The 22392-nt window shown below is 65.2% G+C and carries 21 protein-coding genes and 3 pseudogenes; 9 read left to right on the top strand and 15 right to left on the bottom strand.

The annotated features are described in order from the left end of the window. The first annotated feature begins 31 nt into the window (after window positions 1–31). Together AB4Z46_RS28375 and AB4Z46_RS28370 are read left to right on the top strand one after the other, a co-directional pair. Window positions 32–1099, top strand: coding sequence for a 2,5-dihydroxypyridine 5,6-dioxygenase (locus AB4Z46_RS28375; protein WP_442286891.1), 1068 nt, complete (start codon window positions 32–34; stop codon window positions 1097–1099). Then, window positions 1092–1718 carry an isochorismatase family protein gene (locus AB4Z46_RS28370; protein WP_442286890.1) on the top strand — a complete coding sequence of 209 codons (627 nt, stop codon included), beginning with the start codon at window positions 1092–1094 and terminating at the stop codon, window positions 1716–1718. Before AB4Z46_RS28375 ends, AB4Z46_RS28370 begins: the two co-directional genes overlap by 8 nt. 7 nt (window positions 1719–1725) lie before the next feature. On the opposite strand, the gene AB4Z46_RS28365 is transcribed toward AB4Z46_RS28370, so the two are convergent. The 5 genes and pseudogenes from AB4Z46_RS28365 to AB4Z46_RS28345 form a co-directional block, all read right to left on the bottom strand. Next, window positions 1726–2412: a TetR/AcrR family transcriptional regulator gene (locus AB4Z46_RS28365; RefSeq protein WP_442286889.1), complete on the bottom strand. Its 687-nt coding sequence runs from the start codon at window positions 2410–2412 to the stop codon at window positions 1726–1728. Between the two features lie 250 nt (window positions 2413–2662). Continuing rightward, window positions 2663–2807 (bottom strand): annotated as a pseudogene (locus AB4Z46_RS28360) (IS6 family transposase); the annotation flags it as partial. A 270-nt stretch (window positions 2808–3077) separates the two neighbouring features. After that, window positions 3078–3710, bottom strand: coding sequence for a YdeI/OmpD-associated family protein (locus tag AB4Z46_RS28355; protein WP_442286888.1), 633 nt, complete (start codon window positions 3708–3710; stop codon window positions 3078–3080). A 56-nt stretch (window positions 3711–3766) separates the two neighbouring features. Beyond that, entirely contained in the window at window positions 3767–4270 is a 504-nt protein-coding gene (locus AB4Z46_RS28350; RefSeq protein WP_442286887.1) for an SRPBCC family protein, read from the bottom strand. Continuing rightward, window positions 4260–4604: an ArsR/SmtB family transcription factor gene (locus AB4Z46_RS28345; RefSeq protein WP_442286886.1), complete on the bottom strand. Its 345-nt coding sequence runs from the start codon at window positions 4602–4604 to the stop codon at window positions 4260–4262. The genes AB4Z46_RS28350 and AB4Z46_RS28345 overlap by 11 nt, the downstream gene beginning before the upstream one ends. Before the next feature lie 670 nt (window positions 4605–5274). On the opposite strand from AB4Z46_RS28345, the gene AB4Z46_RS28340 reads away from it, so the two are divergent. The 3 genes and pseudogenes from AB4Z46_RS28340 to AB4Z46_RS28330 form a co-directional block, all read left to right on the top strand. After that, the gene (locus tag AB4Z46_RS28340) at window positions 5275–5583 is read left to right on the top strand and encodes a DUF4156 domain-containing protein (RefSeq protein ID WP_442286885.1); all 309 of its coding nucleotides are present in this window, start codon (window positions 5275–5277) and stop codon (window positions 5581–5583) included. Between the two features lie 14 nt (window positions 5584–5597). After that, window positions 5598–5921, top strand: a complete 324-nt coding sequence (locus AB4Z46_RS28335; protein ID WP_442286884.1) for a hypothetical protein — start codon at window positions 5598–5600, stop codon at window positions 5919–5921. A 7-nt stretch (window positions 5922–5928) separates the two neighbouring features. After that, window positions 5929–6493 (top strand): annotated as a pseudogene (locus AB4Z46_RS28330) (Tn3 family transposase); the annotation flags it as partial. 63 nt (window positions 6494–6556) lie between these two features. Here the strand turns inward: AB4Z46_RS28330 and AB4Z46_RS28325 are convergent. Genes AB4Z46_RS28325 through AB4Z46_RS28300 form a run of 6 tightly spaced genes read right to left on the bottom strand, consistent with a single transcriptional unit; the run spans window position 6557 to window position 12470 of the window. Beyond that, a complete protein-coding gene (locus AB4Z46_RS28325) occupies window positions 6557–7924 on the bottom strand; it encodes an MmgE/PrpD family protein (protein WP_442286883.1) in 1368 nt (455 codons plus the stop codon). After that, the gene (locus AB4Z46_RS28320; protein ID WP_442286882.1) at window positions 7921–8856 is read right to left on the bottom strand and encodes a polysaccharide deacetylase family protein; all 936 of its coding nucleotides are present in this window, start codon (window positions 8854–8856) and stop codon (window positions 7921–7923) included. Before AB4Z46_RS28320 ends, AB4Z46_RS28325 begins: the two co-directional genes overlap by 4 nt. A 33-nt stretch (window positions 8857–8889) precedes the next feature. Beyond that, window positions 8890–9678 (bottom strand): enoyl-CoA hydratase, encoded by a 789-nt coding sequence (locus AB4Z46_RS28315; protein ID WP_442286881.1) that lies wholly within the window; start codon window positions 9676–9678, stop codon window positions 8890–8892. After that, window positions 9675–10871 (bottom strand): CaiB/BaiF CoA transferase family protein, encoded by a 1197-nt coding sequence (locus AB4Z46_RS28310; protein ID WP_442286880.1) that lies wholly within the window; start codon window positions 10869–10871, stop codon window positions 9675–9677. Before AB4Z46_RS28310 ends, AB4Z46_RS28315 begins: the two co-directional genes overlap by 4 nt. Before the next feature lie 2 nt (window positions 10872–10873). Then, the gene (locus AB4Z46_RS28305; RefSeq protein ID WP_442286879.1) at window positions 10874–12283 is read right to left on the bottom strand and encodes an amidase; all 1410 of its coding nucleotides are present in this window, start codon (window positions 12281–12283) and stop codon (window positions 10874–10876) included. Beyond that, complete coding sequence (locus AB4Z46_RS28300; RefSeq protein ID WP_442286878.1) at window positions 12276–12470, bottom strand: hypothetical protein; 195 nt, start codon at window positions 12468–12470, stop codon at window positions 12276–12278. Before AB4Z46_RS28300 ends, AB4Z46_RS28305 begins: the two co-directional genes overlap by 8 nt. Before the next feature lie 126 nt (window positions 12471–12596). Between AB4Z46_RS28300 and AB4Z46_RS28295 the strand changes: the two genes are divergently transcribed. After that, window positions 12597–13256: a GntR family transcriptional regulator gene (locus AB4Z46_RS28295; protein WP_442286877.1), complete on the top strand. Its 660-nt coding sequence runs from the start codon at window positions 12597–12599 to the stop codon at window positions 13254–13256. On the opposite strand, the gene AB4Z46_RS28290 is transcribed toward AB4Z46_RS28295, so the two are convergent. Together AB4Z46_RS28290 and AB4Z46_RS28285 are read right to left on the bottom strand one after the other, a co-directional pair. Further along, entirely contained in the window at window positions 13222–14142 is a 921-nt protein-coding gene (locus AB4Z46_RS28290) for a LysR family transcriptional regulator (protein WP_442286876.1), read from the bottom strand. The genes AB4Z46_RS28295 and AB4Z46_RS28290 overlap by 35 nt on opposite strands. Before the next feature lie 49 nt (window positions 14143–14191). Further along, the gene (locus tag AB4Z46_RS28285) at window positions 14192–15130 is read right to left on the bottom strand and encodes a cyclase family protein (protein WP_442286920.1); all 939 of its coding nucleotides are present in this window, start codon (window positions 15128–15130) and stop codon (window positions 14192–14194) included. Between the two features lie 396 nt (window positions 15131–15526). Between AB4Z46_RS28285 and AB4Z46_RS28280 the strand changes: the two genes are divergently transcribed. Continuing rightward, on the top strand, window positions 15527–16777 hold the full coding sequence (locus AB4Z46_RS28280; protein WP_442286919.1) for an MFS transporter: 1251 nt from the start codon (window positions 15527–15529) through the stop codon (window positions 16775–16777). 6 nt (window positions 16778–16783) lie between these two features. Here AB4Z46_RS28280 and AB4Z46_RS28275 read toward each other — a convergent pair. Beyond that, window positions 16784–17282 (bottom strand): annotated as a pseudogene (locus tag AB4Z46_RS28275) (transposase); the annotation flags it as partial. Window positions 17283–17690: 408 nt separating this feature from the next. Between AB4Z46_RS28275 and AB4Z46_RS28270 the strand changes: the two are divergent. Further along, on the top strand, window positions 17691–20576 hold the full coding sequence (locus AB4Z46_RS28270) for an AAA family ATPase (RefSeq protein WP_442286875.1): 2886 nt from the start codon (window positions 17691–17693) through the stop codon (window positions 20574–20576). Between the two features lie 240 nt (window positions 20577–20816). After that, complete coding sequence (locus AB4Z46_RS28265; protein ID WP_442286874.1) at window positions 20817–21380, top strand: hypothetical protein; 564 nt, start codon at window positions 20817–20819, stop codon at window positions 21378–21380. 115 nt (window positions 21381–21495) lie between these two features. Here the strand turns inward: AB4Z46_RS28265 and AB4Z46_RS28260 are convergent, their stop codons facing one another. Beyond that, the gene (locus AB4Z46_RS28260) at window positions 21496–21747 is read right to left on the bottom strand and encodes a hypothetical protein (RefSeq protein WP_442286873.1); all 252 of its coding nucleotides are present in this window, start codon (window positions 21745–21747) and stop codon (window positions 21496–21498) included. Between the last annotated feature and the right edge of the window lie 645 nt (window positions 21748–22392).

Below are 22392 nucleotides of genomic sequence, written 5' to 3'. Positions count from 1 at the left end.
CCCATCACCGATCGCATTCCAAGGAGAACCCATGGCTGTCAGCGACACCGACCTGATCCGCGCCTGGACCCAGGTCCTGACCCTTTCGAAGCTGGGCGCCGGCGACGCCGTCACCGTGCTCACCAGCGACCACACTCATCCGCAGACCCTGCGCTGCGCGATCACCGCCGCCACCATGCTGGGTGCCTGCGTGAGCCGTCTCGACCTGCCGCCGGTCAACGCGGAGAAATCGTTGAGCCGCGACACGCTGGCCTACCTCGGCACCACGCCGCTCACGGGCAACCGTGCCGCCATCGCGGCGCTTAAGGCCAGCGACCTGGTGCTCGACCTGATGACGCTGCTGTTCTCACCCGAGCAGCACGAGATCCTCGCCAGCGGCACCAAGATCCTGCTAGCGGTCGAGCCGCCCGAGGTGCTGCTGCGCATGGTGCCGACCATGGCCGACTACCACCGCGTCCAGGCCGGCGTGGCGCTGCTCAAGGGCCGCAAGTCGATGCGCGTGAGGTCGCCCGGCGGCACCGACCTGCATTGCCCGCTGGGCGAATACCCGGTGACCGCCGAATACGGTTTCGTCGACCAGCCGGGGCGCTGGGACCACTGGCCCAGCGGCTTCGCCTTCACCTGGCCCAACGAAGGCGGCGCGCACGGGCGAATCGTGCTTGCCAAGGGCGACGTGCTGTTGCCGATGAAGTCCTACGTGGGCGAGCCGATCGAACTCACGGTGCAGGGAGGCTTCGTGATCCGGATCGAGGGCGGCACCGAGGCCGAGCTGCTGCGCGAGTACATCGAGTCCTTCGCGGATCCGGAGGCCTACGCGATCTCGCACATCGGCTGGGGCCTTCAGAAGCGCGCCTACTGGTCGACGCTCGGCCTCTACGACCGCGAGGCCACGCTGGGCATGGACGCGCGCGCGGTCAGCGGAAACTTCCTGTTCTCGCTCGGCCCCAACAACGAGGCCGGCGGCAGTCGCACCACCGCCTGCCACATCGACATTCCGATGCGCCGCTGCGACGTCTTCGTCGACGATCTGCAGGTGGTGCACGACGGCAAGGTGGTCGAAGAACTCATGAACGAGACCGCAGGAGCCGCGCATGCATGAGGAGGCCCAGGTCTACGAGCGCCAGGGTTTCGGTGCCGGCCTGGGCGTGCGGCCGCCGCTGGGGCTCCTGATCGTCGACTTCGTCAACGGCTTCGCTGACCCGGCCGTGTTCGGCGGTGGCAACATCGGGCCCGCGATCGCGCGCACGGTGCCGCTGCTGGCGCTGGCGCGCGAGCGCGGCTGGCCGGTGGCGCACAGCCGCATCGTCTATGCCGACGACAATGGCGACGCCAACATCTTCAGCGCGAAGGTGCCCGGCATGCTGACGCTGAAGGAAGCATCGCCGGCCAGCGCCATCGTCGCCGAGCTCGCGCCTCGGGAAGGCGAATTGGTGGTGCGAAAGAACGTGCCTTCGGCCTTCTTCGGCACCTCGCTCGCACCCTGGCTCACGCAGCGCAGCGTGCGCACCCTGCTGGTGGCGGGCTGCGTCACCAGCGGCTGCGTGCGCGCGAGCGTGGTCGATGCCATGTGCTGGGGCTTCGCACCGATCGTGCTGTCGGACTGCGTGGGGGACCGCGCCATCGCGCCGCACGATGCGAGCCTGTTCGACATCCAGCAGAAGTATGGCGACGTGATGAGCTCGGATGCGCTGCGCGAACGCCTGGCGGCCGCCGCCTAGCCTGCCGTCACTTTGCCTCGAATCCACCGACCACGAACCGCGTCACCTGCTCGATCAGCCCCTCGGTGTCCTCAGGGTCGTAGAGGCCCTTGGGCGTCATCTCCTCCATCCTGTGGGTGTCGGAGAAGGCGTAGAGGTAGGTGCCGATCATCAGCGTCACTCGCCAGTAGGCATCGAGCTCGCCCAGCTTCGGAAGCGCCTCGCGCAACACCTCCACATAGCGCCTGGTCGAGCCGCCATAGGCATCGGTGCGCAGCTTGTACGAGATCTCGGGCGGCTCGGTGTGCAGCCGGGCCTGCAGCCGCAGGAAGGCCCGGCCCTGCGGCGTGTTGCGCAGCGTCAGGGTCGGCAGCAGGAAGGCGCGCACGATGCCGCGCACGTTGGGCTTGCCCGAGGCGCACATCGCCTCGAGGTTCTCGAGGCGCTGCTGCGAGATCATCTGGCCGCGCCGCAGGAACACTTCCTCGAAGAGCCCGAACTTCGAGCCGAAGTAGTAGCTGATCAGCGCCTGCGTCACATTGGCGTGCGTTGCGACCTCGCGCAGCGTGGTGCCGGCATAGCCGAGGTTCGCGAACACCTGTTCAGCGGCGTCGAGGATCTCCTCCCGGACGACGCTCGCGCCCTCCGGGCGCCCCGGTCCCTTGTGCTTGGTCGCCGTCTTGTCCCCCTCGGGCTGCCTCTTCCTGCTGTTCATGATTGGCTGATTAATTAATTGTCAGGCCGATGATACCGACGGCAATCCGCACTGTCTCACTTTCCCTGTCGAGCGCCATGCGGCGCAGCTCCTGCCGTCACAAACTGCAGGCAAGACAAGGGCCAGCGGCTGAAGTCGACTTAGCATTGACGCGCCTCACGGGGTTGTCGCGCTTCTCGTTCAAATCGGTGCGCTTGGCGTTGTCACGTTGGCGGAGGCAAAGCGCAAAGTCGGTTTGGGGGATCGTTGTTCAATATGCGACGGACGGATTTTGGGCGCTGCCGGTGAAAAGCACGCCACGATTCGAAGCGCGCGGCAAGCTGCTTGCGATAGAGCGAGGCGCGCAGCAGGTGGCGTTTGAGTGCGAAGTGCTGGCGGATGGGACCGAAGCTTGCGCGACATCGAGGAACTGCTGTTCGAGTGCGGGGTGGTCGTCAGTTGCGAGTTGATCTGACGATGGTGCGACAAGTTCGGCGCGAGCCTTGCGCATCGCGTCCGCTTCGGGCCCGATGCTCCCCAGCCGCGACCGCTTGACAAACAAGTCCTCATAGAAGCGGCTGTTCGGCAATGTCCGCTTCCGGGAAGTTCACCCCATGGTGGCGCCCGGCGACACGGCATCGGCCAGGAATCCGCGCGTCCGTTGCGGCGATGACGCGCGACGTCCCTCACTTCTTCTCGTATTTCCAGAATCGGCCCTTGCCCTGGGCGATCCATTCCAGGGACTCGTCGATCCGCTTCTGGCGCGTCTGGTCCGTCTTCGCGTCGGCAATCCAGACCACGTACTCCTTCCGGAACGACGGTGACTTGCTCTGGAAGACTTCGTTCGCCGGCTCATGGCGTGACAGCTGTTCCGCGAAGGCGTCGGGGATGGCGATCTCGGCCGCCGCCGCAGGCTTCGCATCTTGACGCGGTGCGAGTTTCACCCCCTTGTCGTTCAGCGCCATCGCTTCCTGGATAAAAGCGACCAATTCGCTATCCGACGGTAAGTCGGACAGCGAGGTGAGTTTGCCCATGAAGCGCTTGGCGGCCTTCAAGTGGGGGTTCGCCTCAAGCCGCGCATCGCTCATCAACGACTCCTTCCTGAAACTGAAGGAGCAGTGATTCTTGTAGGCCGCGAAGATGCACAATATCTCGCTCTTGTAGTCGAAATGGGGGATCCCCCATTTGATCTCCTCGATCACCGCCGGGCACTGCTTGTGCACCAGTTTGCGTAGGTGCGCCATGATCGGTTTCGCGAAATCCGACGCCGCTTCCTGGTACTCGTCGAACTGGGGATTGAATCGTCCCTGTTGCTTCATTCGGAAAGGCTTTCTGTCATGAGGGGATGGCGCGCCCGCGCGTGAGGGAACGCCGCTCAGGCCTGGAGAGTCAGCAGCAGTTCGTCGAGTCGTTCGAGGGTGGAGCTGAGGCCCGCCTGGAGGCCCATGTCGATGACCTTCTGAACGTCCTGCGCCGAGTCGTACTGGATGACCGTCGTCGCCGTCGTTCGATCCTGCGCGCCGGCGAAGGCCACGTCCCAGCGGGCCCGGGGCAACTCCGGATTCATCGCGCCAGTTTCGTCGGAGAAACCATCGAGCGCCACATAGCCGTCGATCGGTGCGATCGACTGGTAATCGAGGCGACTCCAGAACGACTGCCCGTCGGGCATGACCATGGCGTAGTGCCAGTAGCCTCCCACCTTGAACTCCATGTGCTTCGTGCGGGTCGTGAGCGGCTTGGGCGCGAACCATTGGTCGAGGTATTCGGGTTGGGTATGGCAGTCCCACACCAGTTGCTGCTTCGCCGCGAACTCCCGTTCCACGGTGATGCGGTTGCGGGCCTTGTCCACAACAAACTCGAAACGTGGATCAATTTTCATCGTCTTCTCCATTGAGTTTTGCCAAGAGCTCGTCCAGGTTCCCGTAGCGGGCCCGCCAGACGGCTCGCTGTTCTCCAAGCCAAAGTTCCACCGCGGCCAATTTCTTGCGCTCCAGCACGCAGGTCCGCACGCGGCCGGTCTTCTTCGATCGGATTAGCCCCGTCTCTTCCAGCACGCCGACATGCTTCATTAGCGACGGCAACGCCATCGCAAACGGTTGCGCCAGTTCGGTCACCGTCGCCGGACCCCTGCCCAGCCGTTGAACGATGGCTCGGCGCGTAGGGTCGGCGAGCGCATGGAAGATCGAATCCAGCGAAGCGCCATAGTTATCCATTCAGCTAACTTTAGCAGCGCCTGCGTTCTACCGCAAGGGGAAGCAGTCGATTAAACGAGTGCACGCCAGGACTGGCTCGCAACGGAGATTGCCGCGCATCCGAAACTGCTGCTGTCGGGCGACTTCAACCGCGTCGTCGTATCGCGATGTCCACGACCCGGTGCTCTTGTGCGGCCAGACTGCACGCCCGACGAGCGCGCGCACTTCCGGGGTTTTGTTGGCCTGGGCTGCGCGATGCGTTCCGGCTGCTCAAGCAGCCGCCCAAACAGTGGAGCTGTTGGGAGTACCGCAACCTGGCGTTCCGCAAGAACCAGGGTCTGCGCATCGACCACATTCGTCACGGAGCTTGCGGATTGGATTGGGGTTCGCAACTCGACGGTGCGAGTGGCAGGTTTCCGGCGACTCATCCGACGAACCGGAGGGCGGCTATGGGGCGTCGAATCTTGCGATCTTGATTTCTGCTTGCGGCCCATCTGAGACATTCGCGATTCCCCAGAGGCGACCTTCAGCGCGGCTTGTCACTTTCCTGCTTGGCCCCTGTTTGTCGGCAGGCTGTAGTCGGTCGGAGATCCGCTCGCAAGCGGCGCCAGCGCCCGGGTTGCGCCGCTCCTGGATGGAGGAGATTTGCGGGACGGCAAGGGGCGCGGCCAACAGTGGCAGGATGTGGCCCATGAAAGCCATTGCCCTGCTGGTGCTGATCAACCTGCTCGTCGCCTGCGCGACGCCCCTGGCCCCAGAAGCTACACAGGTTCGTCAGATACAACCAGAGGCGAACAGCCCATGCAAGTTCTTGGGCGCAATGGAAGTCTCGGGTAGCTTCGTCTATTCCAGTCTTCCCGAGGCCAAACGCGACATGCTCGCCAAGATTCGCAATGAGACTGCGCGACTGGGGGGCAATGCATACGTCCTTACGCTCCTGGCTGTCGAACGAGGCTTCAGTCTGCCCCTTGCTCAAGGGGATGCCTACAAGTGTCCATAAAAGGAGGACCGGCGGTGAACTTCTCCGAGCTTCCCCTGGGCGCCGAGTTCCGATTCTTCCGGCGCGGCACGCTGCTGACGAAGACGTCCAAGAGCGGATACACCACACCCGGAGCCCAGGAGCAGAAGGCAGCGCCTGACGTTGAGGTGCTGCCCGAGGAAGATGACGCCCTCGCTCCAGCGCCGCACGCCGCACCGAAGCCTGACGACGTCGCCCTGATCTCGAAAGCCCTGGATGATCTCGAAGCGAAGAACGGCAAGACGCCCGAACTGGCGGCCGCGCGCCAGGCGCTACGCAGGCTGGCGGCGCTGGCCCGGCTCAAGGTCGAGAGCAACTGAGGCATGAGGAGACCGAGCCGGCAGCGCGGTAGGACTGCTGGCCTGCTACGCGGCCCTACTCGCCCACGGGACGGAGATCGACGCCAAGGGCATTGCCGCCATGAACCCGAGCCTGAAGGTCAGCCAGGCCTCGGCAGCGATGCGATCTCTGGAGGCGCCGGGGCGACTTCGCTGGGCCAACGAACGCGTGACCGATTTCCAGCGCTCCTTCCCGTTGGCGGCGCTGTGGGGGCTGGGTGACAAGGCCGACATGGTGTCGCTGGACACGTCCGAGCACCTGTGGAACGCCCGCGTGGATCCGCGCCGGCGCACCTACGCAGGCGACTTGTACACGCACGTGCTGGACCGCTACGGCATCGTGTACGACCTGCCGATCTTCCTGAACGAACGGCGGGCCGGCGCAGCCATCGCGGGGGTCGAGCACTACAACCGCGAGCAGCACCACCGGCTGTCGATGCTCACTGTGGATACCCACGGCTACGCATGCCGGGATGGCCGGAGCAAAGCTGTTGGGGTTCGACCTGTTCCCTCGCCTGCGCGCGCTGGTCGAGCGCAAGCTGTATGTTCCTTCGGGCTGGCACAGAGGCGGCGTCTTCGCGAAGGCCATCGAGGCGGTGGTCGGTGCGAGCGTGGCGTCAGGCTGGTGCCGTCATCAATCCGATGAGTTCGCGCACGTCAGGCAGATCTTCGAGCCGGCGCAGCGCCGCTCCCAGTGCTTCGGCCTGCGACTGCGACATGGGCGGCTCGGCCGAGGCGCAGCAGGCCATGAATTTGGCATGCTGATCCGGCTCGGGCAGCGGTCGGCCGGGGCTGCCGAGAAAGTGCGGCACTTCCAGCCGCAGCGATTCGCCCCGCTTGAGCACCACCTCGACCGTCTGAGGGCCCAGTGCGTTCGGGTTCGGGTTGCCGTCGTCCAGCACCACAACCCGGCGTGCCATTTCGAAGACGCGTGCGTCAATCAACGCACCCGGGTCGAAGTCGTCGATGCCCACTCGACCTTTGCGCAGTGCCGTCGCCACCACGTAGCCCATGCTGAGCTTGGCGCTGGCCGAGTCCATGCCCGGCTGCGCCGGCCGCCCCACGAGCCGCGCGATCAGTGACGAGGCATGTATGCGCACTGTCTCCACGTCGTCCGGGCCAAAGCCGTGCGCGGCCATGAGATCGACGATCGCATCGATGCCCGCGTGGGTCGCACGGCCGGTTGGGTATGGCTTGTGGCTCATGAGTGTGATCTGGAAGACCTGGCCGACGCCCTTAGCAACGTCGGCCCAGCGCGCCTGGCCGAAGTCATAGAGCGCAAAGTAGCCGAACGGTCCTTCTAGGATGTCGCGTGGTCCCGGGAAGCCCGCGCGCGCCAGTTCGAAAGCGGTGACGGCCGCGCGTGCGTTCAGGCCCACTTGCAGGCCGACTGCGGGCGAGCCCTCGGTATGGGCCTGCATGGTGCCGGAAAGGTGGCTGTACATGAGGCCGAGCGCGTTGTGCATCGTGTCGGCGTCCGTGCCAGCCAGCTTGCACAGCGCGGCCGTGGCGCCGAGGCCGCCGCACATGGCGGGCCGGAAGAACCGCATTGGCGCGCGCTGCGCCAGCGCGACGTAGATGGCCACGTCGAGCCCCAGGGTCACCGCCGTGATCAACGCCTTGCCGGAGATGCGACCTTCGCGTTCCGCATAGCCGAGCGCAGCCGGTACGATGCAGGCGAATGCATGGACCACAGCGATGTCATGTACCGCATCGAACTCCTGGTTGAAAACCTGGTAGGCGTTGAGCATCACAGCCGACGGGAAAGGCAGCTTCTCGCCGCTGCCCCAGACAGTGACTGCGTCGCCGTCGCCCAGAGACTGCGCGGCCTGTTTCAGCGCCGGCATGCGCGGATGTCGCGAGCCGGAAATGCCGACGCCTACCGTGTCGAAGATGAAGGCCCGTGCCGCAGTCACCGCCTCGGATGGCAGAGATTCGAAATCGCGTGAGCGGACGTGTGCGATGAGGGTGTCGATGGCGTTCATTGGGTCGTCGGGAAGAAGGGGGCGTCGTCGGGCCGGGCAATGAGCGGCGCTGGCGCCGGAACCTGTGCGGCGTACCAGTCATGGATGGATGAACCCGTCACCACGCGCACCATCGGGTGCGCGAGCAGCAGGTCGAGCATGGCTTCGAAATCGCCGAAGCGGTGTGGAACGCCCATCAGGTGCGGATGCAGCCCTATTGCCAGCACCCGGGGCAGGCCAAGGCGGGCGGATTCGCGCGCAAAGACGTCTAGGGTTCTCTCGAGTCGGAGCTTCATCTCGGGCGACGAGTGCTTCTCCACCGCATAGATCACTGAATCGTTGAGTTCCAGCATGTAGGGCTGAGCCAAAAGCGGATAGTGCGCAGTAAGCATCCAGCACGGCAAGTCGTCCAGGCACCAATCGAGCACGTAGTCGATGCCGGCGGCTGCGAGAATGTCGGGCGTGTCCGCCGCCTCGCGCAGGCCGGGCGAGAGCCAGCCGCGCGGGCGAACGCCAGCGAAGGCGGTGATGCGGTCAAGCGACTTCACGATCGCCTCGGCCTGAGCGTGTCCGTCGAGCTGCGCCAGCGACTGCTGCTGTACCCCGTGTCCGATGAATTCCCAGCCGGCCTCCAGAATGGCCTGCGCGGCACTCGGGTGAGAGTCGATCACCGATGCGTTGAGGCTGGCGGAGGCGCGCAATTCGCGGCTGCGCAGCGCCTCGATCATGCGTGGCAGCCCGCAGCGCAGGCCGTATTCCGCCCAGCTGAAGTTCGGCACGTCGGGCACCGTCTCCTTGCCGTGCGGCGGCGTCAGGAGCGTGCGCGGCATCGGGCGGTCGAAAGGCCAGTGTTCCACATTCACGACGATATGCGCGAGGATGTGGCCACCGTCCAGCGGCATCAATGGCGGGCGCTCGGACGAGATTTGAAAGGGGACGCGTGGATTGCTCATGACAGGTTCTCTCCCATGGGGGCGATCATCGGTTCAATTCCCTTCGAAATGCGGCGCGCGCCGTTCGGCAAACGCGGCCTGCCCCTCGGCATAGTCCCGGCTGGCGAAACACTGGCGCACCATCGCATCGACCACCTCTCGGGCCTGGGCCGTCGGAGGCTCCAGCGTAGCGAGAATCGCGGCCTTTGCGGCCCGCAAGGCCAGCGGTGCATTCTGGGAGATCAGCGCCACGCGTGATGCCACTTCGGCGTCGAAGGCCTCGGCATTGATGCTGTCGTTGACCAGGCCAAGGCGCATCGCCTCAGGCGCCTCGAAGCTGCGTGCCGTGTAGAACAGATCGAAGGTGGCCGGTGCGCCCAGCAGCCTCACCAGCCGCAGCATGCCCTCGAACGCGTAGCCCAGACCGATGCGTGCGGCCGGCATGCGAAACCGAGCATTCGACGAGGCGAAGCGAAGGTCGCATGCGAGGGCGATGCCTATCCCGCCACCCATGCAGATGCCCTGAATGCGTGCTACGGTCGGCTTGGCGCACTCGGCCAGCACGCGCTGGGCGGTCGCCACCGCATGGTCGTAGGTCGCCACGGCGTCGGCGCCGCTGCGCTGCTGCGCGAACTCGCTGATATCGGCGCCCGAGACGAAGGAGGCATTGCCTTCTCCGGTGAGCACGAGCACGCGCACGGCGCGGTCACTAGCCAGCGTCTGCACCGCTGTGGCGAGCTGCTTCCACATAGCCAGGGTCATCGCATTTTGTTTGTGCGCATGGCTGATCACGAGGGTTCCCACCCCCGCCGCGGTCTCGATTCGGATGTGTCCCTCGCTCATATCGCGGCCTTCGCTTGAAGCCGTTCAATGGCCGATGGCGTGTAGCCGATCTCGGTCAGCATCTCGGTCGTGTGCTCGCCCCAGGCAGGGGCCGCGTGTGCGATGCGCGCCGGCGTGCGCGCAAGGGTGATCGGCTGCGACACCAGCCGGTAGCGCCGGCCGTTGCCCGCCTGCACATCCTGCGCGATGCCGAGGTGGGTCACCTGGGCATCCTCAAAGACCTGCGGGATCGAATAGACCGGACCGGCGGGCACGCCGGCCCGGTTCAGCAGTTCCACCCAGTGCTCGACCGTCCGGGTCTTGAAGACCTCGGCCAGGGCGTCGTTGAGTGCAAGCCGATGCTCGACGCGCAGCTTCTCGGTGGCAAACTCGGGTACGTCCCTCAGGTGCGGCAGCTGCAAGCATTCGCACAGCCGCACCCAGTTGCCTTCGCCCGACGCGCCCAGATTGAACACGGCGTCGCGCGCCTGGAAGAGGCCCATCGGGCTGCTTGTTGGATGGTCATTGCCCGCCTGGGCGGGCACATCGCCGTCGTTGAGGTAGCGCGCGGCCTGGAAGTCCATGAGCGCGACCTGCGTGTGCAGCAGGGAGCCGTGCACCCATTGCCCCTGGCCGGAACGCTCACGCTCTAGGAGGGCGATCAGGATGCCGGCCGCCGCATAGACGCCGGTGCCCGAATCGGCCACAGCGAGGCCGGCGCGCACAGGGCCCTGTGCCGGGAAACCTGTAACCGACATCAGCCCGCCCATGCCTTGGATGATCTGGTCGAAGCCCGGGCGCCAAGCATAGGGGCCGTCTTGGCCAAAACCCGAGATGCTCGCGAGAATGATCCGCGGGTTGACTGCACGTAGCGCCTCGTAGTCGATGCCGAGCCGCGCCTTGACGTCGGGGCGCCAGTTTTCCACCACCACGTCGGCCGTTTCCACCAGCCGCATGAAGGCCTCGAGCCCTTCGGGCTTCTTGAGGTTCAGTGTCATCGATCGCTTGTTGCGGTTGAGGTTCTGGAAGTCGCCGCCCCAGCGGTCGGCCGCGAACATCGCTTCGTTCGGGTCGACACCCGCTGGGGGCTCGATGCGGATCACGTCGGCACCGAAATCTGCAAGGATGCGTACGCATGTGGGGCCTGCGCGAACGCGGGACAGGTCGAGCACTCGGAAGCGATCGAGGGCAGGAGAGGCGTTGATCTTGGGCATGGTTATCTCCGTGGGAAGTCAATGAGGAAGGGCTCTGGCGCGATGGACGGTGTGCGCCGCGGGAACAGGGAGGGCGCGGCCGACTTGGCGAACTGGTGCCCGAAGGCCAGAAGCTCGGCCTCGGCGCCCGGCGCACCGATGGCCTGGATACAGACCGGCCGACCGCGCGCGTCCGTTCCGATCGGGAACGACAGCGAGGGGAGCCCCAGGTAGTTCACGAAGGCGTGGTAACGGTGCAGCGCCACCAGTTCGCGCGGGTCGAAGCCGTCGGAGGTGGTGGTCACCGCTCGCGCATCGGGCACGCCTCGCGACAGCGAAGGCAACAGCAGCACGTCGGCCTGCGCAAAGTGTCCGGCGACGAAGGCATCGCGCAAGCCCGCGCGTGCTTCGCAGGCGTGCCGGTACCACGCGGCCGGGATGGCCCAGCCCGGCAGAAGGATTGCCTGTGTAATCGGAGCCAGGAAGCCGAGTGCGTGACGCACGCTGTGCGCATGCACGGCCGCGGCCTCGACGTGCAGGACGATTTGGGCGAGGCATGACAGCTCTTCGAGCCCGCGCAAGGAAGCGCGGTGCCACGCCACGGCGTGCGAGGTGGCGCGCGATTCGAACGACCCGAGCCGGCTCGCAACGTCGTCGCGCAGATCGGGTTGGTTCAGTGCCGACGCAACGCGCCAGCGGCGGTGGCGCGACAAATCTTCTTCGATGCCTTCCAGGCTGGTGAGACGCCGCGCCATCGGCGCCTCGTCGGGCAGTAGCGCTGCGAACACGTGGGCTGCATCCGTCACCGAACGCGCCACCACGCCGACAGTGTCCAACGACGGTGCCAGCTGCGACACGCCACTGGCGTCGATCACGCCACTACCGGGCTTGAATCCGACCACGCCGCAGGTGGAGGCGGGAATACGCACTGACCCCGCGGTGTCCGTCCCCAGCGAGGCCCGGCATAAACCGGCTGCCACCGCCACCGCCGAACCGCTCGACGAACCGCCGACGGCCGCGGCCGGGTCCAGGGGATTCAACAGTGCGGGAAAGTGCGGGTTCTCCGCAGTGGCGCCGCAAGCGAACTCAGCCATCGTAAGGGCACCGAGGTAGGTTGCGCCTCGTTCGGCAAGACGTACGAGCGGGGCGGAAGGAGGCCCGGTTCCCGTACCAGTCCTGCCGCTTTCGGGCCGCCCCTGTCCCGCGGTGCGCAGCCCTGTGTCGAATACATCCTTGTGCGCCATCGCGATGCCGGAGAGCGGCGCATGCGCAATCGGCTCGCTGGGTGCCGCGTGCTTGGCCACACAGTGGTGGATGGCTGCGCCGCGCTCGAAGGCCTCGCGCTGCAGATCCAGCGCTTCGTCGACCGAGCGATGGCCGGCGGCGATCGACCCGCGCAGCGCAGCGATGGAGAGGGTACCCGCATCACTCATGTGCTTGCTCCACGGCGTGGATGTCGAATTGCGGCGTGGTGGCGACGGCAAGACTGCTCGCCATGGGCGCCAGTCGCGCCAGCGTGCGCGCAGCACGGACTTGGAGTTCGGGCTCGGCATCGATGCCGTGCAGTCGCAGGCTCAGCGCGACCCATGTCTTCCATAGCTCGAGGGTGGGATCTGTCAAAGCGGTCTCCTGGCACCGTACGCTCTCTCTGGAGCGGGTAAAATCAAAAGATGGATGAGGGCTATAAATATATTTATAACTCACAAAAATGTTTTGTTCAATTGTTGTTTCACAGGAGTTCGCCCCATGAAATCCGCCGAACGCATACGACTTGCGGTCGAGGAGTCCATCCGTGACGGCAGCCTCTTGCCGGGAGATGCGGTGGATGAACAGGAGCTGATGACTGCCTACGAGGTCTCGCGCACGCCTGTGCGCGAGGCGCTTCTGCAGTTGCAGGCCCAAGGTCTGGTGGAAAGCCTGCCTCGCGGCGGCATGGTCGTCGCGAAGATGGACATGACTCAGCTGCTGGCGATGTGGGAACTGCTGGCCGAACTCGAGGGCCTGTGTGTACGGCTGGCCTGCGAGCGCATGACGCCGGAAGAGCGACTCGACCTCGCCAAGTCGCACGAACGCGCCGCCGCCGCGGTCAAGAAAGAGGACGTCAAGGCCTGGCAGGAGCACAACCGGCGCTTCCATGAGGCGCTCTACCAAGGGGCCCGAAACCCCTACCTGCGTCAGGAAATCCTGCGGATGCGTTCACAGACAGGCGCCTACAGGCGCCACGCCTTCGCTGCGTTCGGTCGCCTCAAGTCGTCATGGGAGCAGCACGCCAAGCTCCTCGACGCGATTCAGCAGCGCAATGCCAGGGCGGCGGCCGAACTGATGGTAGAGCACATGAGCCCCGGCCAGGGCTCGACCAACTTCGCTTCATTCATGGCGGCACTACCGAAGGAACTGCTGGGATGAGCGGCGGCAACCGCTGCTTTAGGAAGGCGACAAGCGCGTGCACCTTCAGCATCAGGTGGTCGCGCGTCGGATAGACCGCAAACAGGCGCCGCGGCGGCGCGACGTAGGCGTCGAGTTCGCTCTGAAGCGAACCGTCGGAGAGCGCGTCCTCCACCATCACCGATGGCATCAGGCCCAGCCCAGTGCCCCGGCGCATCGCGTCGATCAGCAGCAGGCTGTTGTCGGCGCGAAACGTGCCCCTCACGCGCACGCGTTCTCGCCCGCTCGGTCCGTCGAACACCCATTCATCGCGATCGTCTCCAAGCAGGTACTGAAGGCAGTTGTGGCTCGACAGGTCGACGGGTGTCGCGGGTCGGCCATGACGCTCCCAATAGGCGGGTGCGGCACACACCACTCGTGCCAGGTCCATCAGCGGCATCGCGACCAGGCTCGAGTCCTCCAGGCGCGCCTGGCCGCGCAGCGCGACGTCGATGCCTTCGCGCACCAGGTCGACCGGCCGGTCGTTCAGCCGCATCTCGAGTTCGATCCCCGGGTATTGCGCCTGGAACGCATGGAGATGCACGTGGAGATACGACAGCGTGAGCGACACCGGCGCCGCCACGACCAACCGCCCAGTCAACCCGCGGCTCACCGAGCGAACATCGGTCAGCGTGCGATCGGTGTCTGCCAGTGTTCGCTGGCAGAAACTGTAGAAGCGCTCGCCGGCTTCGGTCAGTTGCATGCTGCGCGTCGTTCGTGCTAGGAGGCGGCAATCGGTCCAGGCTTCCAGTGACTGGATAGCCTTCGTAACGACCGAGTTCGAGAGATTCAGAGCACGGGCGCCCGCGGCCAGACTGCCCTGCTCGACGACTCGGCAAAAGTATTGCATGGCAGCATAGCGATCCATGGCGCCGAGCGTATCAGTCGTCGGGGGGAGCGCAATACGCGCGAGCGGCTCAGCGCCGCAGTGGCATGGCGATGGGGCGCATAGGCGCGGCGTCGCCGCCGCGCAGCTTGAGCGATGCACCGATGAACGCGAACTCGTAGACGCGGTCCTTGGCGAGCGCCTCCAGGTTAACCAGTTCGATGATCGGCGTGCCCTGTTGCGCGAGCAAATAGGTGTGCACCGGCACATAGTTGTCGTCGGCGTCGGGCGGGAAGGTTTCAAAGCTCAGGTTGTCGGCACCCACGACCATGGCACCACCCGACTCCACGAGGAAGCGCGCGGCATCCACGCTCATGCCCGGCGGCGAATCCATGTAGGCGTCAGCTTTGTCATAGAGCTTCATGCGCCCGGTGCGGATCAGGACCACATCGCCTGCTTCCAGCTTCACGCGCTGCCTGTCGAGTGCCTCCTGCAGATCTGCCCGGGTGACGCGGTAACCGGCAGCGAGCATCTCGACGTCTTTGGCGGCGGCGACGTCGATCAGAACCCCGCGGGCCACGATCGGCGGGATCGTCTCGGCGCCGGTCTTTTTCCAGCCGCGGTCACCAAGGTGCTCGCGGGCCTCGAAGCCGTTCCAGATCTTGCCGTTGAGGCCGAAATGGTTGAGCGCATCAATGTGCGTGCCCATGTGGGTGTACATCGAGATTGCCGCACCGGTGTAGCTCACTTGCTTGTTCTGCGTGTGGCCGACACCCATCGGATCGTCGACAACGGTGCCGTGCGGCGTGTGAGTCATCCAGATTTGGTAGCGCGGGTCGCCAAGACCGTGCCAACTCGGCATGCCGACGAAATACTCGACCGACAGGTCATATACGCGCGCGCCGTCCGCGCGGGAAAGCACCTTGGCCTTGGTGCTCGCGGTCATGAGGTTCAGTCGGCCGAGTTCGTCGTTCGGGCCCCACGGGCTCTTGCCCACGACGGATTCCGCGAAGGCGAGGGTCCCGCTCATCGCGCCCCAGACAGACGCCGCGGCACCGATTTTGCGTATCCATTGCGACATTGAAAGATGCTCCTTGTTCGATTGGTTGGATTGGCGCGCATTCCGCACTGCTAGGTGCTGACGTTACTAGGAACAGAGTCGCGCGGAGACCGCGTAAGTGGCAAAGGTCCTTCCTCGATTCGAGAACGATGAATCCAGTGAAGGAAGGCCCCACGGAGGGTAAGTACCAATGCGCAGGGAGATTCCTATAAATATATTTATAGACATTATGCGTACACTATGAAAGACTGGCGCATTCCTGAAGTTCTGTCATTGAAGGAAAAGGAAACTGCTGTGGACGCTACCTCTGTCTCATCTCTACCGCTGCCTACACCCGCAGCCCATGCCTCATCGGGCCACGACCGCATGCACCGCAAGATCGCATGGCGACTGGTGCCATTCCTGGTCTTCCTGTTTCTGCTGGCGTGGATCGACCGCGTCAATGTGGGCTTCGCCAAGTTGCAGATGCTGCAGGACCTGCAGTTCAGCGAGGCGGTCTACGGGTTGGGTGCTGGCATCTTCTTCATCGGCTACTTCATGTTCGAGGTGCCGAGCAACCTCCTGCTTCAGAAGATTGGCGCGCGCAAGACCCTCGCGCGCATCACGATCCTTTGGGGTCTCACGTCGATGGCGATGATCTACGTGGACACGCCCACATCGTTCTACGTGATCCGCTTCCTACTTGGTGCATTCGAGGCAGGCTTCTTTCCGGGCGTGATGCTGTACCTAACGTACTGGGTGCCGGCGCACCGCCGCGGCAAGATCAACGGACTCTTCATGACCTCGTTCGCCATCGCAGGCGTCGTCGGCGGTCCTCTCGCCGGGCTGATCATGAGTGGCATGGATGGTGTCGCGCCACTCCGGAGCTGGCAGTGGCTCTTTCTGCTCGAAGGCATTCCTTCGGTGCTCGCGGGCTTCGCGGTGCTGGCCTGGCTGCCCGATCGACCGCAATCCGCACGTTGGCTAACCGAAACTGAGAAGCACGCGCTGACCGCCGAGCTTCAGAAGGAGAACGTTGATGCCGCCAAGCAATCGAGCTTCGGCCTGGCGTTGCGCAATCCCGTGCTGTGGCTGTGCACCGCAGCCTATTTCTGCATCGTGAGCGGCAATGCCACCATTGCGTTCTGGACGCCCTCGATCGTCAAGGAACTGGGCGTGAAGGGCACGCTGAATATCGGACTTCTGTCGGCCGTGCCGTTCATCCTCGGAACGATCGCGATGGTTTTGAACGGCATGCATTCGGATGCCACCGGTGAGCGCCGGCGGCACTGCGCCTATGCGACGTTGATTGCCGGAATCGGGCTTGCGGCAACCGGCATGTTGATCGAAAAACCCGTGCTCGCCATGGCCGCGCTGAGTTTCGCGACAATTGGCATCCTCTCTGCCTTTCCTGTGTTCTGGTCCATCCCAGCTTCCTTTCTAACAGGCACTGCTGCAGCCGGCGGCATCGCTTTCATCAACTCGGTCGGTAACTTGGCTGGTTTTGCGGCGCCTTTTACGATGGGCTGGCTAAAGACGTCGACAGGCGGCGTGGCGGCGGGCCTCTATGCCGTCGCGGGACTCGAAATCATCGCTACCCTTGTGCTGTTGTATGCGATGCGCGGTCGAGCGCGCTAGCTAGTCCTGATGCATCTCGGGGCCATCCTCGCCATCAGCGTTCTTGGTCGAACTGGGCGCTGCGATCAGCGTAGCATTCACAACAGTGCCGGTGCGCAACAGCAGATCGTTGGCTTGAAGAATGTCGATGATCCCGCGCGGCATTTCGACGGCCGAGTCGAGCCCCTAGTAGATGGCTAAGCGCAGGATAGTGGTTTCTCGGGCAGGCGACTCACGCCACCTCGCAGGCTCGCAAACGCTCGGTACAACGGCTTTTCTTGCAGTGGATCTTCCCTCGCCGGATCGCTCAGCCCGAACCACTGGTGCAAGTAGTGAATGCGCCAGCATCGGCTCGATCGCAAAAGGCGGGCGGCCAGTCTTGGCCCGCGGGCTGTGCGGTTCGACGATCTGCATCAGTGCGTTTCAGGACGCCAAACGATCCGTCTCGTCGAGGATCTCACGCTTGCGTGTCTTTCTTCGTTGGCAGATTCAGGCCCAAGCTGATTCGGGGGAGTTTGGCAATCATAGGGAAAGATCATGCAAGGAATGAAATGCACAGCAGACCCTCCTTGTGTCTGCAGTCGATCCGCAGCCATGTGCGTCGCTGAAGTAGCGCGGAGAGACGCCGAATACGCCCGTCAAAATACGCTCCTAGCGCACGACTCCGGACTCCCGACTGGAGCGCTAGCGAGCGGGTTTGTGGCTCCACGCGTGGAACCGAAAGGAACATCCCCGCGGAGCTCTATTTCCTTTGCACTATGGTCATCTCCAGCCGGCTGAGACATAGTCGCACGGGTCCGCTTTTCTGCCGTCTCTGCTCTGGAGGCGACCCTTCGATTCATGCCCGTACAGACCTCGCACCCGTGACGGATCTCGCTTCTTCACGATGAGCATCCGGCCGCTGGTGGCGAGTTTCGGTCCCTACACGCTGGACTTGGCCAACGCGCGCCTGTCGGAGGGCGGGCAATGGCTCTCCTTGCCGCCAAAGGCGTTCGCGCTGCTGTGCGTGCTCGTGGGCCAGCCCGGCCAACTTCTCAGCAAGACCACGCTGCTGGATGCGGTGTGGCCTCGACAGGACGTGAACGAGTCGGTGCTGAAGACCACGGTCAACCAGTTGCGAACCGTCTTGAAAGACGATCCGCGTGAGCCGCGCTACATCGAGACCGTGCCGCGCCGGGGCTATCGCTTCATCGGCCGGCCAGGAGCGTGCGCTGCGAGCGAAACCACCCACTCCGATGCGGCAGCGAGAAGCGCCGATCCACCGTCGGGCTGCGCTGTGCCGGTGGCTCGCGCGCCAGCGCTGCAGCGAATCGACGCGGCGTGGCGCCGCGCTGCCGAGGGTCGGCCGCAGATGATTCTCGTAGTGGGCGATGCCGGTATCGGCAAGACCACCCTGATCGATCACTTCGCCCGCACGCGCGGCGCCGGCGTTCAGCTCGGCCGCGGCCTGTGCGTCGAACAGCGCGGCCACGGCGAGCCCTACCTGCCTTGGCTGGAGGCGCTCAGCGCCCTGTGCCTGCAGGACGAGGCCTTGCCCGCACTGATGCGAGCGGTCGCGCCGGTCTGGCTGGCGCAGATGCCCTGGCACCTGCCGCAGGAGCAGCGCTGCGCATTGGCGCGTGAAATCGCCGGTACCGGTCCGGCGCGCATGCTGCGAGAACTGGGCGAGCTGCTCGACCGGGTCGCGGCTCGGGGGCCGCTGCTGCTGGTGCTCGAAGACCTGCAGTGGAGCGACCAGCCGAGCCTGCAGGCGCTTGACTACCTCGCGAGGCGGCGCGGCACCGCGCGGCAGCTGGTGCTGGCCAGCATGCGGCCGACCGAGGCCGGATCCACGCATCCGGCGGCCGAGCTCCGCACCGAGCTGCGGCTGCGCGGCCTCGCGCAAGACCTGCCGCTCACCGCCCTCTCGGCCGCCGATGTGGGCGACTATCTGGCCCTGCGCTTTCCCGGCGAGGCCGCTCCGCCCGGACTGGCCCAGGCGCTGCACGATCACACCGACGGGCTGCCGCTCTATCTGGCAACCCTGTTCGATGCTGCGGAGGCGAACACTCCCAGTGCAGAGGTCTCGGCGCTCGCGTGGCTGGCCTGGCCGCCGCCGCAGGTTCCCGAGAGCCTGTTTCAGCTGATCGAGCGCCAGCTGCGCAAGCTGCCCGCCGCGGACGTCGAACTGCTCGAAGCCGCCGCGGTGCTCGGGGTCGACTTCTGGACCCGGCCGCTGGCGACGTTGCTGGGCCGGCCGCTGCCCGCCGTGAGAGCGCAGGTCGATGCGCTCGCGAAGAACGGCCATTGGCTTCTTTCATTGACTGCCACGCGCCTGCAAGACGGCAGCTTCGACGGCCGCAGCGAGTTCCGGCATGGCCTGTATCGCCACGTGCTCTACCAGCGGCTGGGCGCCGTCCCGCGCGCCGAACTGCATCAGCGCGCCGCGCAGGCACTGGAAGCGTCAGCCGCACTCGGCCTGCCGGTCGCGCCCGCGGAACTGGCGCTCCACCACGAAGGCAGCCATGACCTGCCGGCTGCGGTGCACCAGCTGCTGGCTGCCGGGCGGCTGTCGATGGCGCGCTTCGCCCCGGTCGAGGCGGCGCAACTCGCCACGCGCGCACTGGCCCTGCTCGCCGAAGACCCCGGACTCTGCGCGTCGCAAGACAGCGAGCTCGCGCTCGCTCTCACGACGTTGCAGGGCCATGCCTTCGCGCAGTACCAGGGCGTGGCGGCACCGGACGCGATCCGGGCATTGAGTCGCGCGCGGGCGTTGTGCGACGGGCTGCCTTCCACACCCGCGCACGGATGGGTCTACAGCGGCCTAGGCTGGGTGCATTTCACCCGAGGCGAATTCGACCAGGCGCTGGAGCTTGCAGATCGTCTCGAGGCGCTCGCCGCGTTGCATCGCGATGACGCGCTTTTTGTCTGCGCATGCAATCTGCGAGGCCCGGCACTGGCCTACCAAGGGCGACTGCGCGAGGCGGTGGGATGGCTGCGCCGCGGCCTCGCGCTTTGCGACATGCTGGGCGAAGCCCTCGACAACGCGCCTTTCCTGATCGACCCCGTGGTGTCCATGCAGGGCAATGTGGCGCTGCCGCTGGCGCAGCTCGGCGAAATCGACGAAGCGATTCGCTGCATCGACCTGGCGCGCGAGAGGGCCGTGCGCATCGGCGCGCCGATGGCCCGGATGCTGGCGCAATGGTGTGCGGCACTGACGGGCGCAGCGCTGGAAGATGTCCCGATGGTGGCCGCCGCCGTGCGCGCTTTCGCCGACGAGGCGGACATTGCCCAGGGTGCAGGCCCGGTCCGCTGGTACGCAGGCTGGTTGCGGTGCCGTGTTGGTGGTGACCAGGCCGCGGAGGCGGTCAACGAAATTGTCGAGGGGCATGCTTGCCATCTGCGCCTGGGGATGGAGGCAGGATGCACCCACGTCCATGGCTATGCGGCCGAGGCAGCATTGCGTGCGTGCGATGGGCCGACCGCGCGCCGCGAACTCGACGCAGGACTGGAGCGGGCGCTGCAGCTCGGCGAGATGCTGGGGCTGCCCGAGTTGCACATGCTCGATGCGCGGTTGCGAAGCGCGATGGACGACGCGCAGGGGGCGCAGGCGGCGCTCGACCTGGCGCTGGCGCAGAGCCATGCCCAGGATGCCGCGTGGCAGACGCTGGGGGCCCTGCTGCTGCGCTGCGAACTGAGCGGCCCCGGCGCCGTGGACGCGATCGCATGGAGGGCAACGCTAGCGCGGATCCGAGGCGGCGCCACGCTGCCGCGCGTGCGCCGGGCGCACGCGCTGCTGAATCGCCTTTGCGCACACACGGAAGCCGCGATTGCCGTTTGATGACGACATCCTGCGGGATGGGAAACATGGTGCGGCGGCGGCAGTGGCGGCGGATGGCCGGTCGTCGGGACGGGCACAAGCACGGACACGGGCACCGGGACGCAGCAGGACGGCGGCACCGCAGTCGGCGGCAAGTACAGGTCCGAGCAGCGCTCGGAAGCGACCTAACGAATCGCCGAGAAGTACGAGGAACTGCTCACCGCGCAGACGCCCGAACCTTTCGAGGCGCTCAAGGCCCGGGTGCTGGCGCAGCCCGAATTCAGCGAAGCCGGAACCTCCGCCGGCAGCCTCTGGGCACGCTTCACGGACGGGCGCTACTTCCTGCTTATCGACGACTGGAAGCCGGTGGCGGCGCCATCCCTTGGCTTGCAGAAGATCGCGGGCGACCGCGCCGCCTCGGAGCCCCGGCTGACCACGAGCAAGTCGCTGCAGGTGCCTGGCAGCGAGAAGGCGCTGCTGCTGCGGCTGCAGGAGGACACCTTCTCGCGCGAGGGCGACCAGTCCATCTCCAAGGGCCACAAGGCGCACGAGGATCGCGGCTGGAAGGTGGAGCCCGACCACGCAGAGCCAAAACCCTCGCGCGTCTTCATTGGCGACTCGCGACCGATCTCAACCATCCGGGGTGGATCGCGGTCCTTTTCGTTTCGCTGGGCAGGCAATGTTGTCCACGCCCCCCTCCAAGGCATTCAATGCCGACAAGTCAAAGGGAGGAACGGAGCTGATGAAGGCGAAAGTGCAACTCGTCGATGGGTGATGCCAACGCGTTGGAAAAACAGATCTGCTCCAGCCGGGCTATCGACGTGAGAATCCTCCAAAAGCGGCTGAAGGCCGAAGCGCCACTCGCCACCTGGCGACGATGGTCCTGGTGGATCCGGAAAGCGCGATTTCTTCGGTCGTAGAGTCGTCGCGCGCAGCCATCTCACCCCCGCGGCCTGATCCCCACCTCAGGGTCCGCGTCGTAGGGCCAGCCCAACTCGTATCTGCCCAGCGGCGCTAGTGCTGAATCGTTCGCGGCGCGCCGATCGCCCGCCTTGCGCACGATCGGCAGGTACACATCCCACTGCACCGCTGTTAGCGCGAGCTCGTCGATCATGCTGCGCGTCGCACTGGCCGGCACCGACAGCTTGAAGCGCTCAAGCGTCCGGGTAACCATGGCTTGCGAGGTGGCCATCTTGAGATATTCCCCATCGGCCTCTCGTACAGTGGAAAACCAGCACGCCGACATGCCCGAGGGCGATCGCGGGTCAATCGCTATGCAATGCACCACCTTGCTTGCCGATAAAGAGGAGGACTCCACCTGGACCTTGGTGGGGAAGACTCGGCTAGACGAGGGAAGGAGCGGATTGCGATGCATGTTGCCTTTTCGGATTTCAACGCGCACCGGTAGAGTGGTGCGAATTAGTCATTTCTCGCGAACTTTCTCGGGTTCGAGCGGAATCCATCATCAGATCTCGACTGAGGATTCCATTTCTCCCTCTACTACCTCTGATCGAACCTCACCATGACACTGTTCAACCTCAGCATCAGCATGGATCTCGTATGCGTCGCCAGCATGGTCGGCAGCCTGCTCGTGTCCCGGCATGACGGTGTTCCTATCTCGGCTGGTTAGACTGACCGTTGGCGAACGTGCTCTGGATCGTCTGGGCATTCACCACGCCGACCGCTCCGGTCTGGGGCGTCGGTGGGTCCAGGGGCCTCGCGAACTCGATCCACCGAAGAAACAACGTATGGCTGGTCGAGAGCCTCCGCGTGTACCTCGGTCGATGGGGTCGGTGGCACGTCGTTCCTGCCCCATCCTGCCGCTCTGCGTCGACTT

This window comes from Variovorax sp. M-6 (assembly GCF_052114385.1).
Classification (GTDB): Bacteria; Pseudomonadota; Gammaproteobacteria; order Burkholderiales; family Burkholderiaceae_C; genus Variovorax.
The sequence above is the reverse complement of the archived record's forward strand: the minus strand, read 5'-3'. Positions and strand labels throughout refer to the sequence as shown.

Bases quoted from the DNA above. Each gene is read 5' to 3' on its own strand.
- AB4Z46_RS28375 (WP_442286891.1), top strand. From the start codon at position 32: ATGGCTGTCAGCGACACCGACCTGATCCGCGCCTGGACCCAGGTCCTG.
- AB4Z46_RS28370 (WP_442286890.1), top strand. From the start codon at position 1,092: ATGCATGAGGAGGCCCAGGTCTACGAGCGCCAGGGTTTCGGTGCCGGC.
- AB4Z46_RS28365 (WP_442286889.1), bottom strand. From the start codon at position 2,412: ATGAACAGCAGGAAGAGGCAGCCCGAGGGGGACAAGACGGCGACCAAG.
- AB4Z46_RS28355 (WP_442286888.1), bottom strand. From the start codon at position 3,710: ATGAAGCAACAGGGACGATTCAATCCCCAGTTCGACGAGTACCAGGAA.
- AB4Z46_RS28350 (WP_442286887.1), bottom strand. From the start codon at position 4,270: ATGAAAATTGATCCACGTTTCGAGTTTGTTGTGGACAAGGCCCGCAAC.
- AB4Z46_RS28345 (WP_442286886.1), bottom strand. From the start codon at position 4,604: ATGGATAACTATGGCGCTTCGCTGGATTCGATCTTCCATGCGCTCGCC.
- AB4Z46_RS28340 (WP_442286885.1), top strand. From the start codon at position 5,275: ATGAAAGCCATTGCCCTGCTGGTGCTGATCAACCTGCTCGTCGCCTGC.
- AB4Z46_RS28325 (WP_442286883.1), bottom strand. From the start codon at position 7,924: ATGAACGCCATCGACACCCTCATCGCACACGTCCGCTCACGCGATTTC.
- AB4Z46_RS28320 (WP_442286882.1), bottom strand. From the start codon at position 8,856: ATGAGCAATCCACGCGTCCCCTTTCAAATCTCGTCCGAGCGCCCGCCA.
- AB4Z46_RS28315 (WP_442286881.1), bottom strand. From the start codon at position 9,678: ATGAGCGAGGGACACATCCGAATCGAGACCGCGGCGGGGGTGGGAACC.
- AB4Z46_RS28310 (WP_442286880.1), bottom strand. From the start codon at position 10,871: ATGCCCAAGATCAACGCCTCTCCTGCCCTCGATCGCTTCCGAGTGCTC.
- AB4Z46_RS28305 (WP_442286879.1), bottom strand. From the start codon at position 12,283: ATGAGTGATGCGGGTACCCTCTCCATCGCTGCGCTGCGCGGGTCGATC.
- AB4Z46_RS28295 (WP_442286877.1), top strand. From the start codon at position 12,597: ATGAAATCCGCCGAACGCATACGACTTGCGGTCGAGGAGTCCATCCGT.
- AB4Z46_RS28290 (WP_442286876.1), bottom strand. From the start codon at position 14,142: ATGGATCGCTATGCTGCCATGCAATACTTTTGCCGAGTCGTCGAGCAG.
- AB4Z46_RS28285 (WP_442286920.1), bottom strand. From the start codon at position 15,130: ATGAGCGGGACCCTCGCCTTCGCGGAATCCGTCGTGGGCAAGAGCCCG.
- AB4Z46_RS28280 (WP_442286919.1), top strand. From the start codon at position 15,527: ATGCACCGCAAGATCGCATGGCGACTGGTGCCATTCCTGGTCTTCCTG.
- AB4Z46_RS28260 (WP_442286873.1), bottom strand. From the start codon at position 21,747: ATGGCCACCTCGCAAGCCATGGTTACCCGGACGCTTGAGCGCTTCAAG.